The 16,425-nt window shown below is 64.8% G+C and carries 12 protein-coding genes and 1 tRNA gene; 7 read left to right on the top strand and 6 right to left on the bottom strand.

Translation table 11 applies throughout. The annotated features are described in order from the left end of the window. Positions 1–24: 24 nt before the first annotated feature. Both QRN25_RS24120 and QRN25_RS24125 read right to left on the bottom strand, forming a co-directional pair. Entirely contained in the window at positions 25–549 is a 525-nt protein-coding gene (locus QRN25_RS24120; RefSeq protein ID WP_285021918.1) for a hypothetical protein, read from the bottom strand. Positions 550–684: 135 nt separating this feature from the next. Further along, entirely contained in the window at positions 685–1,656 is a 972-nt protein-coding gene (locus tag QRN25_RS24125) for a phosphatase PAP2 family protein (RefSeq protein WP_285021919.1), read from the bottom strand. Between the two features lie 149 nt (positions 1,657–1,805). Here QRN25_RS24125 and QRN25_RS24130 point away from each other — a divergent pair, with 149 nt between their 5' ends. The 5 genes from QRN25_RS24130 to QRN25_RS24150 all read left to right on the top strand — a co-directional run bounded on the left by QRN25_RS24130 (position 1,806) and on the right by QRN25_RS24150 (position 10,073). Continuing rightward, positions 1,806–2,120, top strand: coding sequence for a hypothetical protein (locus QRN25_RS24130; protein ID WP_271181049.1), 315 nt, complete (start codon positions 1,806–1,808; stop codon positions 2,118–2,120). Between the two features lie 129 nt (positions 2,121–2,249). Further along, the gene (gene secA, locus QRN25_RS24135) at positions 2,250–5,000 is read left to right on the top strand and encodes a preprotein translocase subunit SecA (protein WP_285021920.1); all 2,751 of its coding nucleotides are present in this window, start codon (positions 2,250–2,252) and stop codon (positions 4,998–5,000) included. 235 nt (positions 5,001–5,235) lie between these two features. Then, positions 5,236–7,968, top strand: coding sequence for an autotransporter family protein (locus QRN25_RS24140; RefSeq protein WP_285021921.1), 2,733 nt, complete (start codon positions 5,236–5,238; stop codon positions 7,966–7,968). 183 nt (positions 7,969–8,151) lie between these two features. After that, positions 8,152–8,733 (top strand): hypothetical protein, encoded by a 582-nt coding sequence (locus QRN25_RS24145; protein ID WP_285021922.1) that lies wholly within the window; start codon positions 8,152–8,154, stop codon positions 8,731–8,733. After that, positions 8,730–10,073 carry a PepSY-associated TM helix domain-containing protein gene (locus QRN25_RS24150; RefSeq protein WP_285021924.1) on the top strand — a complete coding sequence of 448 codons (1,344 nt, stop codon included), beginning with the start codon at positions 8,730–8,732 and terminating at the stop codon, positions 10,071–10,073. Before QRN25_RS24145 ends, QRN25_RS24150 begins: the two co-directional genes overlap by 4 nt. 4 nt (positions 10,074–10,077) lie before the next feature. Here QRN25_RS24150 and QRN25_RS24155 read toward each other — a convergent pair whose 3' ends face one another. Both QRN25_RS24155 and QRN25_RS24160 read right to left on the bottom strand, forming a co-directional pair. After that, complete coding sequence (locus QRN25_RS24155) at positions 10,078–11,196, bottom strand: GGDEF domain-containing protein (protein WP_285021927.1); 1,119 nt, start codon at positions 11,194–11,196, stop codon at positions 10,078–10,080. A gap of 90 nt (positions 11,197–11,286) precedes the next feature. Next, positions 11,287–12,606, bottom strand: coding sequence for a M20/M25/M40 family metallo-hydrolase (locus QRN25_RS24160; RefSeq protein ID WP_285021929.1), 1,320 nt, complete (start codon positions 12,604–12,606; stop codon positions 11,287–11,289). Positions 12,607–12,707: 101 nt separating this feature from the next. On the opposite strand from QRN25_RS24160, the gene QRN25_RS24165 reads away from it, so the two are divergent. Next, positions 12,708–13,718, top strand: coding sequence for a 2-hydroxyacid dehydrogenase (locus QRN25_RS24165; protein ID WP_285021931.1), 1,011 nt, complete (start codon positions 12,708–12,710; stop codon positions 13,716–13,718). 85 nt (positions 13,719–13,803) lie between these two features. Here the strand turns inward: QRN25_RS24165 and QRN25_RS24170 are convergent. Together QRN25_RS24170 and QRN25_RS24175 are read right to left on the bottom strand one after the other, a co-directional pair. Further along, a tRNA-Asn gene (locus QRN25_RS24170) sits at positions 13,804–13,878 on the bottom strand. A gap of 110 nt (positions 13,879–13,988) precedes the next feature. Beyond that, the gene (locus QRN25_RS24175; RefSeq protein WP_271181041.1) at positions 13,989–14,774 is read right to left on the bottom strand and encodes an NAD kinase; all 786 of its coding nucleotides are present in this window, start codon (positions 14,772–14,774) and stop codon (positions 13,989–13,991) included. A gap of 107 nt (positions 14,775–14,881) precedes the next feature. Here QRN25_RS24175 and QRN25_RS24180 point away from each other — a divergent pair, with 107 nt between their 5' ends. Next, positions 14,882–16,222 (top strand): GGDEF domain-containing phosphodiesterase, encoded by a 1,341-nt coding sequence (locus tag QRN25_RS24180; RefSeq protein ID WP_285021932.1) that lies wholly within the window; start codon positions 14,882–14,884, stop codon positions 16,220–16,222. Positions 16,223–16,425 lie beyond the last annotated feature (203 nt).

The following is a 16,425-nucleotide window of genomic DNA, read 5'->3' on the forward strand; positions in this document are numbered from 1 at the left end:
CGAAAATGGCATGGCTGCAATCACCTAGCGGCGGCGCAGGCGAATGATCAGACCGCCGTCACCCTTGACGATCCGCTCCTGACCTCGCTCGAGGAAAAGGTTTTCCGTGATCCCCGCCGTTCGGGCATTCGCCCCCTGGCAGGTGTCGCCTTCTCCCGGACGCTCCCACGTAACGCGCATCTGCACGCCGCCTTCATCCCGCCCGGCGCGATACCTGTTCAGGTTTATCGAGAGTGATGACCGTTCTCCCTGCCCATACGAGGTCTGCCCGCGGGCGCATGATGATGTGGAAGCATTCGACTGCTGTCGGGTAAAACTCGCACCCTGACGCCCGGAAACACGCATTTCACCGGCCCACAACAATTCGTTTCCGCTTCTCGCATCGACGTCGAAGATCGCGGTTTCCTGGCTGTTGTCGAAACTGTCGGGATTTTCAGTGATGATAACAGGCGGTGTGGCGGCCGCTCTCGGTACGGATTGTATGACGGGTGGTTGAGCCGGAGCAGCCGATACGATCTGTGCGGCAGCAAGCATGATCATCGACAGCATTGGAGTGCCCCCAGCGGTATTATGACCTTCGAATACCCGCCATTTCATGGGGCACCAAGAGTATTCAAAATTTTAACGAGGGGTCGCCGCATGGCTGGCACCCTATCGGACTGCGCAAAGTGTAGGAAAGCGGCGCTATGCAGGCAGGGCTTCTCCCACGCCTGCCAGAATGCGCGCATCGGTGAGCGAGGCCCTATCGCGGCGACAGGTCAGTTCCGCCAGAGCCATCGCCATGGCCCAGATCACCGTGCCGCCTAGGACATCGGTGACGTAGTGCGAGCCCATTGGGATCGTCGCCACGATCGTCGCCACGCCGAAGATCGCGCCTGCCAGATGGAAGCGGGTGCCGCGCAGCCCGGTGGCGATCACCAGTCCCATGATCGTGTGGAACGAGGGAAAGACGCCGACGCCGGAGATATGCCTGTTGCCCGCAATCTGCGCCGTGCCGTGATAGTAATAGTGAAAGGCGTCGAGGTGATAGGTGCCCGCGCCGTAAGGCAGGCCGTGACCCTGAAGGTCGAAGAGTTGCGAGTACGCGATGTTGCCCATGGCAGGCGTGACGACGGAAATGATCGCGGCCGCCAGCAGTCCTCCGGAATAAGCTACGAACGGCCGCCAGTCCGGGTCCGGCAACAGGCACCGGCCCAGCACGACCGCGATGGCGGCCCAGTTCGATTGCGTATAAGCGATGCCTAGCCATTCCGTGATGCGCGGGCTCAGGGCAAAGGCGCGTACCAGCAGGGCGGGATCGAAGCCGAGCAGGTGATCGAAGGCGACCAGTCCTTCGTCGATCAGCGGCATGTGCAGGCGAAGGCCGACATTCATCGACACGGTGTTGCAGACCGTCGCGCCCGACATCACCGCGACGACCAGCAGGAGATTGGCGACGCGCGGCGTCCCTCCGGCCAGTTTCATGGCTATCCCGGCGACCAGCGCCGCGATGCTGAAAGCAATGCAGATACCCAGCCCGGACCAGTCCAGCGTCATGCCTGATGTCAGGATGATCGTCGCCAGCAGGGCGAAGCTGGCCAGCAGGAGAAAGGCGGAGATCGCGCACGGCGCGTCCAGTCGGCGCAAGCGCCGTTGCAGTCGATCAGTCGCAGTCATGTCGTCCTTCCGCCAAAGGCCGATCACTTCATGCCCTGAAATGGTTAACGACCCGCTGCGTGCTTTGGCGGGAAGGCCGGGAAATCGAAGATCGCCAGACAGGGCAGGGTACGTTTCCGGGGCACAATACCCTTTCGCCGCAAACGCATGTGGACACATCCCGTCATCGACCCTATCTGACGTTTCCTATGGCCCATCGCCTGATCCTGACCCTGCTTGCCCTGCTTACGGGGCTCGCCGCACAAGTCGGCCCGGCCGAGGCGTGTGTGTCGCAGGTGTCGGCGGTGCAGGTTCTGGCCGCCCATGAGGTCGCCGCCAAGGCGCCGCGTGCGCCGGTCGCCCTTGCACGGCTGCCCGAACCGGGCCTGCGCAATACGCGGCTTCATGCGCCACAGCAGCCGGTCGCCTTCGCGCCGGTCGCCGTGCCGGCCGTGCTCACCGGGATAGACCGCGCGCGTCAATAAGCGCGCCGCCCGGCAACTTTCGCATCCTCGCGAGCTTATTCACGCGCCCGGTCGTTCGGCCGCCTCCTTGTGAGCTTGGGCCGCGTACACCGACCATATGTAATTCACGAAAAACAGGGGTTCACCGCCATGCTCGGCGCACTCGTCAAGTCCATCTTCGGCTCGTCCAACGAGCGTTACGTCAAGTCGCTCGACAAGATCGTCGCCCAGATCAACGCCTTCGAGCCCGCCATGGAGGCCATGAGCGACGAGGAACTCGCCGCCCAGACCCCCAAGTTCCGCGAGATGCTGGCCAGCGGCTCCACGCTCGACGATATCCTGCCCGAAGCCTACGCCACGGTGCGCGAAGCCTCCAAGCGCGTCTACGGCATGCGCCACTTCGACGTGCAGATGATCGGCGGCATGGTGCTCCACCGCGGCGAGATCGCGGAAATGCGCACGGGTGAGGGCAAGACCCTGGTGGCGACCGCGCCGACCTACCTGAACGCGCTGGAAGGCAAGGGCGTCCACGTCGTCACCGTCAACGACTACCTCGCCCGCCGCGACGCCGAGCAGATGGAGAAGCTGCACGGGTTCCTCGGGCTGACCGTCGGCGTGATCGTGCCGAACCTCAACGAGTGGGAACGCCGCGAGGCCTACGGCGCCGACATCACGTACGGCACCAACAACGAGTTCGGCTTCGACTATTTGCGCGACAACATGAAGCACGAGCGCAGCCAGATGGTGCAGCGCCCCTTCAACTTTGCGATCGTCGACGAAGTCGACTCGATCCTGATCGACGAGGCGCGCACGCCGCTGATCATTTCCGGCCCGACTGACGACAAGAGCGAACTCTACGTCCAGGTCGATGCGATCGTGAAGCAGCTGCTGCCTGAGGACTACGAGGCGGACGAGAAGACCAAGAACATCTCGCTGACCGAGGACGGCGTCGAGAAGGCCGAGCGCATGCTCGAGGCCGCCGGACTGCTCGAAGGCTCGAACCTCTACGATGTCGAGAACACGCAGGTCGTCCACCATCTCGACCAGGCCCTCAAGGCCGTGATGATGTTCAAGCGCGACACCGACTACATCGTCAAGGACGAGAAGGTCGTCATCATTGACGAGTTCACCGGCCGCATGATGGATGGCCGCCGCTGGTCGAACGGTCTGCATCAGGCGGTTGAGGCCAAGGAAGGCGTCAAGATCGAGCCGGAGAACCAGACGCTCGCCTCGATCACCTTCCAGAACTACTTCCGTATGTATCCCAAGCTCTCGGGCATGACCGGCACCGCCGCGACCGAGGCGCCGGAATTCTACGACATCTACAAGATGAACGTCGTCACCATCCCGACCAACGTGCCGGTGCAGCGCGTGGACGAGGAGGACGAGTTCTACAAGAACACACTCGACAAGTTCGCCGCCATCGCCAAGCTGATCCGCGAGAAGTACGAGACCGGCCAGCCGGTCCTCGTCGGCACCGTGTCGATCGAGAAGTCGGAACTGCTGTCGGACTTCCTCAACAAGGAAGGCGTCAAGCACTCGGTCCTGAACGCGCGTTTCCACGAGATGGAAGCGCACATCGTCGCGCAGGCGGGTTCGCTGGGCGCCGTCACCATCGCCACTAACATGGCCGGCCGCGGCACCGATATCCAGCTCGGCGGCAACGTCGAGTTCCGCGTCGAGGACGAACTGCGCGACATGCCCGAGGGGCCTGAGCGCGACGCCGCGATCGCGAAGATCAAGGCCGAAGTCGGCGAGCAGAAGCGCCTCGTCCTCGCGGCTGGCGGCCTGTGCGTCATCGGCACCGAGCGCCACGAAAGCCGCCGCATCGACAACCAGCTGCGCGGCCGTTCGGGCCGTCAGGGCGATCCCGGCCTGTCGAAGTTCTACCTCTGCCTCGAAGATGACCTGCTGCGCATCTTCGGCCCCGACACGCTGTTCTCCAAGATGATGAACAGCAATCTGGCCGACGGCGAGGCGATCGGTTCCAAGTGGCTGTCGAAGGCGATCGAGACCGCGCAGAAGAAGGTCGAGGCGCGCAACTACGAAGTGCGCAAGCAGGTCGTTGAATACGACGACGTGATGAACGACCAGCGCAAGGTGATATACGAGCAGCGCTCCGACATCATGGATGCCGAGGCGGTGGACGATGTCGTGGTGGACATGCGCCATGACACCATCAACTCGCTCGTCGCCGATGCCTGCCCGGCAGGTTCCTACCCCGAGCACTGGAACATCGCGGTCCTCAAGGAGAAGGTGCAGGACATCCTCGCCATCGACGCCCCGATCGAGGCGTGGATCGAGGAGGACGGCCTCGAGCCCGAGGACATCGAACAGCGCATCACCGAGCTGGCCGATGCCCACATGGCCGCCAAGATGGCGCAGGACGACCCCTCGATCTGGCGTCAGGTGGAAAAGTCGATCCTGCTCGACCGGCTCGACCACTACTGGAAGGAGCACCTCGCCACGCTCGACGCGCTGCGCCAGGTGGTGTTCCTGCGCGCCTATGCCCAGAAGCAGCCGATCAACGAGTATAAGCAGGAAGCCTTCGGCCTGTTCGAGCGCATGCTCGACGGCATCCGCGAAGACGTGACGCGCATCATCTCGGTCAGCGAACTGCGCATGCCCGAGCAGACGCAGCTGCCTGAACTGCCCGACTTCCTGACCGGCCACATCGACCCGTTCACCGGCCTCGACAACTCGGCGGACGGCGATGGTTCGGCGCAGATGGCGCAGTTGTTCGGCAATCTCGCTGGCAGCCCCGAGGGTGTCGTGCAGGGTGCTCCGGCAGGTGCCGGGCCTGAGGGCAACCCGTGGGCGGATCTCCAGATCAGCCGCAATGCGCCGTGCCCTTGCGGTTCCGGCAACAAGTACAAGCATTGTCACGGCGTGCTGGCCTGAAATATTCGCAGTATTTGAAAAGGGCGTTGCCGGTTTCCGGCGGCGCCCTTTTTCATATGTATTTTATGAGTTTGTTTCATTGAATGTGTAGAAGTAATCACAAGTAGATATTGCTCTGTTAATAATATGACCAACCTTGTAATTTTCCTGACAGGGTTGATTACTATTCGCCTGTCTTTGGGTGAGTTAGTCCCTGTGCCAGAGGCATCTTTCGCCTCTTCATGAGGGGGACATCATGTTTGGTAGTGCGACACCCAACACGCTTGCCGTAAACCCGAAGCGTGCCCGTATGGCGGTCAGCGCCATGGCACTGAGCGCATCGCTGGCGCTGGCGGCGCCGGTCTGGGGGCAGGCCGTGGTCAATCCGGGCTTCGAGACCGGCGACACTTCCGGCTGGGTGCTGACCGGGGGCAGCTGGACCAGCACGGCGCAATGGCCGCCTGCGGACTCCACTTGGTCCGGAGCGCCCAATTCCTACACCATCACCAATGCCGGGGAACTCGATCCCACTACTGGTACGCCGACCGTCTTCGCGGGCAACCACGCCGTTCGGCTGAACGACATGAATCCCAACTACGGCGTCACCGCGCTTTCGCAGTCGGTCGCCAACTATACCGGCAACAAGCTCTACTACGCCTGGAACGCAGTGCTGGAGCCGTCGCACGGGGCGACGGACAGTCCTTCGTTCATCATCAAGGTGGTGGACAAGACGACCGGCAAGATCATCAACAACATCGCCTACAGCGCCTATACCGCACAGAATACAACGATCTTCCGTCAGGCCGGTTACTATGTGACCAGCGACTGGAAGGTCGAGGACATCGACATGGTCTCGGGCCATGACTACGATCTGTTGTTCGTGGCGCTTGACTGTCCTTACGGCGCGCATGTCGGCTACGTCTATGTCGATGGCTTCGGCAATGCCGTCCCGGCTGCCAACGCGAACGTGGACTTCGACCCGACTACGGACATCACGCGAGGATCGGACGTGCTGATCCCGATCGGCGGCGATATTCCCGACATCGATCTCGCAAAGGCTTTCTACACGACGCAGGAGGTGAACGACGGGGACGTCAATCCGAATTTCGTCGGCGGCACGCTGCAGTTCGGCTCGGGCGGTGACGTGGCCACGGCATTCACCGTCCAGAGCCAGGGCGGCACGATCGACAGCAATGGCTTCGACGTCGGGCTGACCGGCGGGCTCACCGGCGTCGGCGGCATGACCAAGACCGGCGCAGGCACGCTGACGCTTTCGAGCGCGATCAGCACTCTCAACGAAGGTTTCACCGTCGATGGCGGAGCGCTGCTGGTCAACTCGGCACTCTCAGCCGCGAGCGTCACCGTCAACAACGGAGCGCGGCTGGGCGGCAGCGGCACCATCGTGGCGGATGTCACGGTCAATTCGGGCGGTACCCTGGCCCCGGGCACCAGCCCCGGAACGCTCGTGGTCGCGGCAGGCGAGGTGACGCTGGCCGACGATGCCACTTTCGAAGTCGAGATCGACGGGCGCACCTACAACGCGGCAGGCGGTGCGGGCACCTACGATCGCCTTGCGCTGACTACCGGGGCGACGTTCCAGCCCAACGGTATTCTCGCGCCGACACTGCGCGGGATCACCGGCGGCAACAACACCTTCGCGCCGGTGGTGGGCGATACGTTCGTCATCGTCGATGGTGGCGCGGTCGGTTCGGGAGCCTTCGATTCGGTGACGCAGCCGACCTCGGGCCTCGCCGCCAACACCCGCTTCGACGTGATCTATCGCCCGACGCAGGTTCTTGCGGCCGTAACCCCCGTCAGCTTCGCGACTTTCGGGGCGGCCAATGGATGGAAGCGCAACGCCGTATGGGCGGCGGCGGGGCTCGATCCGCTTCGTCCGGCTGCCGGAGTGCGCAGCGGTACCTATTACGCGCTGTTCAATGGCCTCTATGGCTACGATGGCGAGGAACTGGGCTACGCTTTCTCGCAGGTCAGCGGCGAGATCCACGCCGACACCATGCAGATGGCGCTGAACTCGGCGCGTGACATCAGCCAGACGGCGCTGAGCGCGGCGCAAGAGCCTTGGGGCTGTCCTCCGGCCGTGCAATCGCCCGGCCAGTTCACCGACCCGCCGCCCCAGGGTGCCGAAGACGGGTGCGGCGTGGAATCGACCCGAAAGGGCGCTACCGCCTGGGGCCGCTACATCGGCCAGTCCACCGAAGTGGGCGAGGACGGCATCGCCTATGGCTATGACCGCAAGTCCCACGGCGTGATCGCGGGCGTGAACGCCGTCAATATCGACGGCACCCGGATCGGCGTCGGCGGCAGCTATACCGATGGCGACATGTTCAGCGACGTCGGCAGTTCGGCGGACATCGAGACCTGGTCTGCCTTCGTCTATGGCGCGCATCGCTTCGGCGCTCTCTCGCTTGGCCTCGTGGCAGGCTACAACGAGGCGAGCGTGGATACGGTCCGCAATGTCGGCCTGACCACTGGCAACCTGCAGGCGACTGACAGCTACAAGATCAAGACGTTGACGGCGGCCCTGGAGGCCAAGTTGGATGTGAAGTTCGGTGATCGCTCGGTGATCCGGCCTGTGGCGGGGATCGAGATCGCGCGCAGCAAGGCCGGCTCGGTGTCCGAATCCGGCTCAACCGTCGTCGGTCTCACCATGCCGAGCGAGAAGTGGACGAGCGCGCGCACCAAACTCGGCGCGGAACTGGCGATCGGGGTCGGCAATCCGGTCGAGGTCGGCGTGTTCGGCAGTTGGCGCCACGAGTTGAAGGACGCGACCGCTGTGCGCACCGCCGAACTGGGCGCCGCAGACTGGCTGGTATCGAGCGTCGATGCCAACAAGGACTCGTTCGAGGCCGGCGGGCAATTGGGCATCAAGCTGACGAACGGCATCAAGATGCGCATCGAATACGCGATCGCGCGCCAAGGCGATTACCATACCGATCGCATGGCAGCGGGCGTCTCGATCAAGTTCTGATTGGCGGAGGAGAAGGGCGGGGCGAAAGTCGCGCCCTTCTTCGGCGTATGCTCGTTGTAATGGCCTTTGCCGCAGCGGATCGCGGCGCTTGCTTGATATTGAAAATTGCTCGCATTAGTTGCTCGGTGAGCAATTAGAGGGCCAGATGCGCGCGTTTCGATTCTTACGCCAGAGCGGCCGGCCATGACAGGTCACGATGTGCTGCTTGCCTTCGCCTCCGCGGCGGGCGTAGCCGGGGTTGTAACCTTGCGGCTCGCATGGGCGCAGGCCCGGCGATCGATGCCGTTGAATGCGGCCGGCTGGGCGCTCTTGCTTATAGCGATCGTAGTCGGCTGGCTGGCCGATGGCGCCTGGGGCACATCCGTCGCAGTGCTCTGGACGATGGGCGCCGCTTTCGTGTTGTTGGCCTGGGCCGGCCTGAGGTCTGAACCCGGCAGGGCTGACGCTTCCAACCGCCGTGCCGGGATGCTGCCGGAAAGCGGTGAGCCGCTTCGCCTTGGCGGACGCCTGCTGACGTTCACATTGGTCGGCATAGTCCCGGTACTGCCTTCAGCAGGCGGGGGGCTGGCTCTTGCTGCGCTGGGGCGGATGCTGGGCTGGAGCGAGGCCAATGCATTGGCGCTGGCCTTTTTCGCGATGCCGATCCTATGGATGCTCATCGCCTACGCCGTTCTGATGCAGCCCGTACGACGCGGACAGGTCAAGGTGCTGGCCATCGCCAGCCTGCCGACATGGCCGACGCTGGCGGCAGGATTGCTCTCATGACGACCGCTCCCGATGCTTCGATCGTCAAACGCGCGCTATCGGCGCACGCTGCGATGGGGCTTGTCGCCGGCGCCTTGCTCTACATCGTCAGCCTGACAGGGACGATCGCGGTCTTCTACGCCGAACTCCAGCGCGTCGAGCAGGACAAAGCGCCTGAGATGACCGCCATTGCGCCCGGCGCGGTCCAGCGCGCGGTAGAGGCGGCGCTGAACGCCGAGCGCGGCGGCTCGACCACCACGCACCTCTACGTGCACATGCCCGTGGAAGAATTGCCGCGCACAACGGTCACCACTGATACCCGCGCCACTCATGTCGAGTCCGACGGGCGCCTGGCCAATGCCGAGGAGATCGGCTGGTCCGATTTCCTGGTGGAGCTTCATTACACGCTGAACCTGCCCGCGCTGGTGGGCATTTCCGTGGTCGGCGTTCTTGGGGTGATGATGCTGGCCCTTTCACTCACCGGCGTCATCGCCCATCCGCGCATCTTCCGGGATGCCTTCCTGCTGCGGGCGCGCAACCAGACCGGACCCGGGCTTGCGGACTGGCACAACCGGATGAGCGTGTGGTCGCTGCCTTTCACCGTGGCGGTGGCACTGACCGGCGCGGTGATCGGGCTCGGCTCGATCACGGCCTATGCCATCGCGTTGCTGGACTATGGCGGCGATATCGAGGCGGTCTACCAGCCCCTGTTCGGAGAAGAGGGCAAGCCCGACAAGCGGCATGCTCCGGCGCCGAACGTGGCGGCAGCGCTTGAATACATGGCGCGCCGCTACCCGAAGGTGACGATCACTTACGTGACGCTCCACGATCCGCTGACGCGCGGACAGGAAATCCAGGTTTCCGCCTTACACGCAAGGCGCCTGATTTTCGGCGAGACCTATAGGTTCGATGCGGAAGGGCGCTTCCTTGGCGTTGCCGGGCTGGCAGACGGTGAACTGGGGCAGCAGGCGGCGGCATCCAATTACCAACTCCACTTCGGTAGTTTCGGCGGATTGCCGGTGAAGCTGGCCTATGTCCTGTTCGGCATGGCACTGACTGCGATCTGCGCGACAGGTACGTATATCTGGCTCGGCAAACGACGGCGGCGCGGGCACGATGAACCGCGGCTGCTCAAGGCCTGGGACGCGGTCGTCTGGGGAAGTCCCATGGCGCTCGCGCTGACGCTGGTGGCGCGTTTTGTCATAGGTAACGGAGCGCCCTTCGCGGCTGTTTTCTGGATCGGAACCTTGCTGGTCCTCACCATCGCCTTTGCGCCGATCGCACCTTCGCGCTTTCGCCGCGTTCTGCAATTCGCGCTGGTCGTATCCTGTGTCGGCGCCGGAGGATTGGCGCTGGCCTGAGATTTCAGAGGACAGGCAGGAGAGGGCGCCGGGCTGCCTTGGCCTGATAGAGCGCCGCGTCGGCCCTTTTCACCGCATCGTCCAGAGTGGTGTCCTCGGCCGCGACTTGCGCCATGCCGATGCTCACGCCCCATCCCGATCCGGCGCCGTGATCGGCAAGGAAGGCTTTCAACGCCTGCGCAAAGACTTCGGCATCCTGTGCGGGCGGCAGGAGGACGAGAAACTCGTCTCCGCCATGGCGGACCACCTGGCCCGCCGATTTCTCGGCCAGTTGCCGGGCTTCCCGTCCGATCGTCGCAAGTACTTCGTCTCCGGCGGCATGGCCGAAGCGGTCGTTGATCGACTTGAAATGATCCACGTCGAGCGCGACGATCCCTGCGCCCGCGACCAGGAATTGCGGCGAGACATGCTCCAGCCCGGCGCGGTTCCATGCGCCCGTCAGCACGTCGCGCAGGGCAGCGTCGCGCAGGCGGCTCTGCACCAGTTCCACTGGGATCGCCAGCAGGCCGAGGTTGAGTACGCCGAGCAGGATCTGGTCGGACAGCATGGCCAGCAGCGCGACCCACTCGTCTCCGGGCATCGCCCAGACCGTCGCGACGATCGACAGCATGTAGCCCGGCAGGTAGGCCAGCATCGACAGCCCCGCCATGCGCCGCCCGGACGATTGCGCCGCGTTGCCGGTGAAGGCCAGGATGTACCCGGAAAGCCCCATCGAGATCGACAGGCCCAGCGCATCGCCCATCGTCTGCCAGATGCCGTAGGGCTGAACGAGCCCCGCGGCGCCCAACACAAGCGGCAGGCCATGGCCCATGGCCGCGCTGGCGATGGGAATGATCATCCAGCGTACGAAGGCGCTGTGTCCTTCCAGCAAGCGAGCCCCGGCCACCGGCAGCACGTTGGTCATTCCCAGCACTGCATAGAGCAGGGTGACGATGACAGGGGTGCGTAGCGGCGCGAACGAAAAGGCGAGGATCGCGCCGCTGTAGAGCAGCGAGGACATGCCCCAGCACAGGAAGTGCCGCTCGCTGCGGGCGCGCAGGAACAGCACCGTGAAGACGATGCCGAACGCCATCGAGGCGAGGATGCTGCACAGGCGCAGCGTATCGACGTCCGGAAAGCTCATTTGCGGCCCCTTATGGCCGGGGCCGTCTGGCAGCAAATGGTTAATTTACGATGGCGCGAATCAGGACATGCATCATGACGGAAAAGGCTGTCAGCGCCCGGCAGGCTCACGGCTCAGGCGCGTCATGAGCAGGGCGGCGCGCTTGATCTGGCGTGGGAAGCTGGAAAGGTCGACGCGCTCCTCGGGTGTATGATCGCCGCTGCTCGACGGGCCGAGCCCTGCCAGTCCATCGACGTACTGTGCGACGAAGCTGATGTCGCCCGCACCGCGCTTCAGCGGGTCGAGCGCGGGCATGGCCTTCAAACCGAGGTCGGCGTTGATCGTGTTGAGCCGGTCGAGCAGCGCCTGGTTGCCGGGTGTCGGTGCCATCGGCGGATAGCTGTCCTTGAAACGGATGGCCGCGTCGGTACGCGGCAGGTGACGGGCGACGATGGCCTGCATCCTGGCCTTGACCCGCTCGACCTGCTCGGGCGTCAGAGCGCGGTAGTCGCCCTTGGCGATCGCGACGGGCGGGATGATGTTGGTCTTGCCGGTGGCGGTGACTTGCGCCTCGTCCCCGCTGAGCGCTGCCGTGGCGCCGCCGCCGACGAGGCCGATGTTGAAGGTCAGGTTGGGCTCGGGTAATTCCTCGCGGAAGGCGGTGATGATGCGTGCGAGTTCGAAGACGGCGCCGTCGCCTACCTCCGGCGAGAAGATGCCGCTCGAATGCGCGGTGATCCCGCTGGCGGTGATCGTGTAATCCCCCGCCGAGCGCCGCGCGACCGAGCCGTAGTCCTGTCCGTCGACGATCACCAGCCCCTCGAAATCGAGCGCGACGTCGGCCCGCTTGCCCGCAGCGATCAGGTCGGCGCGGGCCAGGCTGACGGGCTCGCCCGCTGCCTCCTCGTCGCCGGTGAGGACGACCTCGATGTTGGCGCCCGCCAGCGTGCCCGCCGCCTTCATCGCCTTGAGTGCGGCGAGCATCACCACGACGCCGCCCTTGTCGTCCGCCGCGCCGGGGCCGTGCAGCATGGTGCCCTCGCGCCGGGCGGTCTGGAAAGGGGAGCCTGGCTCGAACACGGTATCGAGATGGCCGATCAGCAGCATCCGGGTCGTCCCGCGCTTGCCCTTGTGCGTGGCGATAAGGTGCCCGGCGCGGCCCACCGCATCCATCGGCACCCAGCGCGTCTCGAAGCCCAGCGCCGCGAATTCGGGCGCGACCATGGCGTTGACCTTGCGCACCCCTTCCAGGTTGCGGGTGCCGCTGTTCTGCGCGACCAGCTTTTCGAGCAGGGCAAGGTCGCTTTCCGTGCCCGCATCGGCGGTGGTCACGATCTGGCGTTCGGCAGGCGATAGCGCCGCGAGGGCCGGCGCCGCGCCGAAGATCAGGGGAAGCAGGGCGGAGAGGGCGGCGATGCGGATGTGAGACATGGCCTTACGATAGCCCCGATGCGGTCCGGCGCAAGGCCGCGGTGGACAGGACCTGCCGGGGCGGGCATCGTCGCGCCGGTCCATTCGAACGAGGTCGAACGATGCGCATCGCCGTCTATGGCACCCGTAGCTACGACCGCACGTTTCTGTCAGCCGCCAATGCGGATCACGGTTTCGACCTGCAGTTCCTCGACGCCCCCTTGACGCTCTCGACCGCCCGGCTCGCCGAAGGGCACGAGGCGGTCTGCGTCTTCGTCAACGACAAGGCCGACCGGGCCGTGCTCGAAGCGCTCGCGAGTGCAGGCGTGCGGCTGCTGGCGCTGCGGTGCGCGGGGTACAACAACGTCGATCTTGCCGCTGCCGACCGGCTCGGGATCGCGGTGGTGCGGGTGCCCGCCTATTCGCCCCATGCCGTAGCGGAATTCACCATCGGGCTGCTGCTCTCGCTCGACCGCAAGATCCATCGCGCGTGGTCGCGGGTGCGGGAGAACAACTTCGCGCTGGACGGGCTTGTCGGCCGCAATCTCCATGGCCGGGTGGCGGGCGTCGTCGGCACCGGCCAGATCGGCGCTCTCGTCGCCCGCACGCTGCGCGCCGGGTTCGGCTGCGACGTGCTGGCGAGCGATCCAGTGGTCGATGAGGGGCTGGTCGAAATCGGCGTGCGCTACGTCGAGCGCGAGGCTTTGCTGCGCGAATCGGAGATCGTCACGCTGCACTGTCCCCTGACGCCGGATACGTATCACCTGATCGATGCCGCCGTGCTTGCAGCGGCGCGGCCGGGTCTTGTCGTGGTCAACACCAGTCGCGGCGCCCTGATCGACACCGCCGCGCTGATCGAGGCGCTCAAGCAGCGCCGCGTCGGCGGCGTCGCCCTCGATGTCTATGAGCAGGAGGCGGGGGTCTTCTTCGACGACCTGTCCAGCGAGATCATCGACGACGACCTGCTACAGCGGCTTCTGACGTTCCCCAACGTGCTGATGACCGGTCACCAGGCATTCCTCACCGAGGAAGCACTGGACGCGATCGCGCGGACCACACTGCAGAGCGTAAGCGACTTCGCAGCCGGCCGCGCGCTGCCGAACCGGATTCGATCGGAGACGGTAAGAAGCTGATCTTTGGAAGTATTATCCGCTGTCGCGCGCCCGTTTGGGGGCGAGCGGTCATCATCCTGGGATCATGATCTGGAGCGGAAGAAGTTGGCTCCCCGAGTAGGATTCGAACCTACGGCCATTCGATTAACAGTCGAATGCTCTACCGCTGAGCTATCGGGGAGCAGCCTGTCAGTGTTACCACCGCCGGGCAGGGGTGCGCCAATAACAGCTTCATCGGCCTTGGCAACCCCGTGATGCAGAAAATCTGATCTATTTTCGAAATTTCTTCCTTCAGACCTGGAACTGCTCGGCGAAGATCCGCTCCTCCAGCGTGAAGCCGGGATCGAACAACAGGGTCAGCTCCTTTTCCGCCGTCGCGCTGATCCGCACGATGGCGACATCGCGCACTTCCTTGTGGTCGGCGACGGCGGCGACGGGGCGCTTGCCGGGCTCGAGAATACGCAGCTCCACGCTCGCGCTTTCCGGCAGGATCGCGCCCTTCCAGCGGCGGGGGCGGAACGGGTTGAGCGGCGTCATCGCCACCATGCGCGAACCCAGCGGCAGAATCGGGCCATGGGCCGAGAGGTTGTATGCGGTGGAGCCCACCGGCGTTGCCAGCAGGATGCCGTCGCCCGCCAGTTCCTCCATGCGTACCCGGCCGTTGATGCGGACTTCGATCTTCGCGGTCTGGCGCGTCTCGCGCAGCAGGGAGACTTCGTTGAAGGCATAGTAGCTGAAGCGTTCGCCGCTCTGCGTCACCGCGTTCATGCACAGCGGGCGCACGGGGACCGGATGCGCTTCGGCCACGCGCCGGGCAATGGTCTCGCCATCCTCGAGCGGGCCGTTCATCAGGAATCCCAGCGTGCCCAGGTTCATGCCGTAGACCGGCTTGATCGAATCATGGTCCAGCAATTCGTGCAGCACGTGCAGCAGGAAGCCGTCTCCGCCCAGCACGACCAGCACGTCGGCCTCCTGCGAGGACACCCATGGATGCGAATCGCGCAGGAGCATGGCCCCGGCCTGGGCCTTGGCGCTGTCGGAGACGATGAGCGCCAGCTTCACGTCTTTCCCCATCATGTTTTCCGAAGGTCCCATTCCGGGACCGGGGCTCGCGAATTTTGAAGGGTTTTGCAAGGGGTTTGGGTTATGGCGGCGTGATGGGCGTTAAACTGAACGATGCAGGCATGAAAGATCGGGTCCGCAATCCTGCGAAGCGGATCGAGGATCGTCTGTCCGGCATTCCCGGGCTCGACGCAGTCCACGATCGCATCGCCGCGTGGCGCGAAGACCCGGCGCTGATGCCGCACCTGGCGCATGTCCACGCCATGCTGCTGAGCCTGCGCCGCCTCGATGCGATCAACATGGCTTATGGCGAGGCGGCGGGCGACGGTGCGCTGGAGGAAGTCGCCGCGCGCATCGGCCACTTCGCGGAACAGGAACTCGACGGCCCCTGGTTGCTGGCGCGGGCAGGGGGCGGCAGCTTCCTTCTCGTCGCTAACGAGGCCTGCAGCCGCGAGCGCTGGCAGCTTGTGGCGGACCAGCTGGCCGACATGATCGCGCGGCCGATCCCGGTCAGCACCGGCATGCTGCGCCTTTCCCCCCGTGTCGCGCTGATCCGCGCGCTGACCGGCGAGAGCGTCGAATCGATGCTCGACCGTCTCGGTCACGCGCTGGGCGAGGCCTACGAGCAGGCCGGAACCCGCCTCGCCTGGGCCGATGGCGAGGTGACCCCACCCGGCCGCTCGGCGCAGCAACTGGAGGCCGACCTCCTCGTCGCCATCGACCGCGACGAGATCGAGGTGCTGTTCCAGCCCCAGTTCAACCTTGCCGACGACCGGCTGACCGGCGCCGAGGCGCTCGCCCGCTGGAACCACCCGGAACTCGGCCGTATCGGCGCCGGTGCGCTGTTCGCCATCGCCGAGCGCGCCGACCACATCGGGCCGCTTTCCCGCCATATCGCCCGCAAGGCGATGTTCGCCGCGCGGGCATGGCCGGGCCAGCTGCGGCTCTCGATCAACGTAACGCCCGCCGACCTCGCCTTCGCCAGCTACACCCGGCAGATGTTCGAGCTGATCCGCGAGACCGGCTTCCCGCTGCGGCAGCTGACGCTGGAGATCACCGAGCAGGCGCTGATCGCCGATATCGAGATGGTCGCGCAGACAATGGCGGAATTCTCGGCGCAAGGCATCCGCATCGCGCTCGATGACTTCGGGGCTGGATTCTGCAACTTCCGCTATCTGAAGGTGCTGCCGATCCATTACCTGAAGCTCGACCGCTCGATGATCGACGGCGTGACCACCGACCGCCGCGACGTGGCCGTGCTGCGGGCGATCGTGGCGATGGCGAAGGCGCTGGACCTCGAAGTGATCGCCGAAGGGATCGAGGAAGAAGGCCAGCGTGAGGTCGCCGCGCGCGAGGGTTGCGCGTATTTCCAGGGGTTCCTGCGCGCGCAGCCCATGAGTGCGGCGATGTTTGCCAAGCTGGCCCGGGCTGAAGGGAAGAAAGACAAGAGCAGGGGAGCATAGCCCCCCTGCACCCCCATGATCTGTCGGCGTGGCGCGTGCAGCGGAGTGGGGTGCGCATTGCGGGGGGGATTTATGGCCTGCGGCGCTTTTTTTCGCTGTTTCCCTCGTCACCCTGAACTTGTTTCAGGGTCCATCGCGCCGTGTAACTCTGCCGTAGCGCAAGCAAACCGAGGGGGCAGCTCTGCGGCACTACCTTCCGGCTA

The organism is Novosphingobium sp. fls2-241-R2A-195, from assembly GCF_030209485.1.
Lineage (GTDB): Bacteria > Pseudomonadota > Alphaproteobacteria > Sphingomonadales > Sphingomonadaceae > Novosphingobium > Novosphingobium resinovorum.

Excerpts from the sequence above, each read along its gene's own strand:
- QRN25_RS24120 (WP_285021918.1), bottom strand. The coding sequence starts at position 549 with ATGCTGTCGATGATCATGCTTGCTGCCGCACAGATCGTATCGGCTGCT.
- QRN25_RS24125 (WP_285021919.1), bottom strand. The coding sequence starts at position 1,656 with ATGACTGCGACTGATCGACTGCAACGGCGCTTGCGCCGACTGGACGCG.
- secA (WP_285021920.1), top strand. The coding sequence starts at position 2,250 with ATGCTCGGCGCACTCGTCAAGTCCATCTTCGGCTCGTCCAACGAGCGT.
- QRN25_RS24140 (WP_285021921.1), top strand. The coding sequence starts at position 5,236 with ATGTTTGGTAGTGCGACACCCAACACGCTTGCCGTAAACCCGAAGCGT.
- QRN25_RS24145 (WP_285021922.1), top strand. The coding sequence starts at position 8,152 with ATGACAGGTCACGATGTGCTGCTTGCCTTCGCCTCCGCGGCGGGCGTA.
- QRN25_RS24150 (WP_285021924.1), top strand. The coding sequence starts at position 8,730 with ATGACGACCGCTCCCGATGCTTCGATCGTCAAACGCGCGCTATCGGCG.
- QRN25_RS24155 (WP_285021927.1), bottom strand. The coding sequence starts at position 11,196 with ATGAGCTTTCCGGACGTCGATACGCTGCGCCTGTGCAGCATCCTCGCC.
- QRN25_RS24160 (WP_285021929.1), bottom strand. The coding sequence starts at position 12,606 with ATGTCTCACATCCGCATCGCCGCCCTCTCCGCCCTGCTTCCCCTGATC.
- QRN25_RS24165 (WP_285021931.1), top strand. The coding sequence starts at position 12,708 with ATGCGCATCGCCGTCTATGGCACCCGTAGCTACGACCGCACGTTTCTG.
- QRN25_RS24175 (WP_271181041.1), bottom strand. The coding sequence starts at position 14,774 with ATGATGGGGAAAGACGTGAAGCTGGCGCTCATCGTCTCCGACAGCGCC.
- QRN25_RS24180 (WP_285021932.1), top strand. The coding sequence starts at position 14,882 with ATGAAAGATCGGGTCCGCAATCCTGCGAAGCGGATCGAGGATCGTCTG.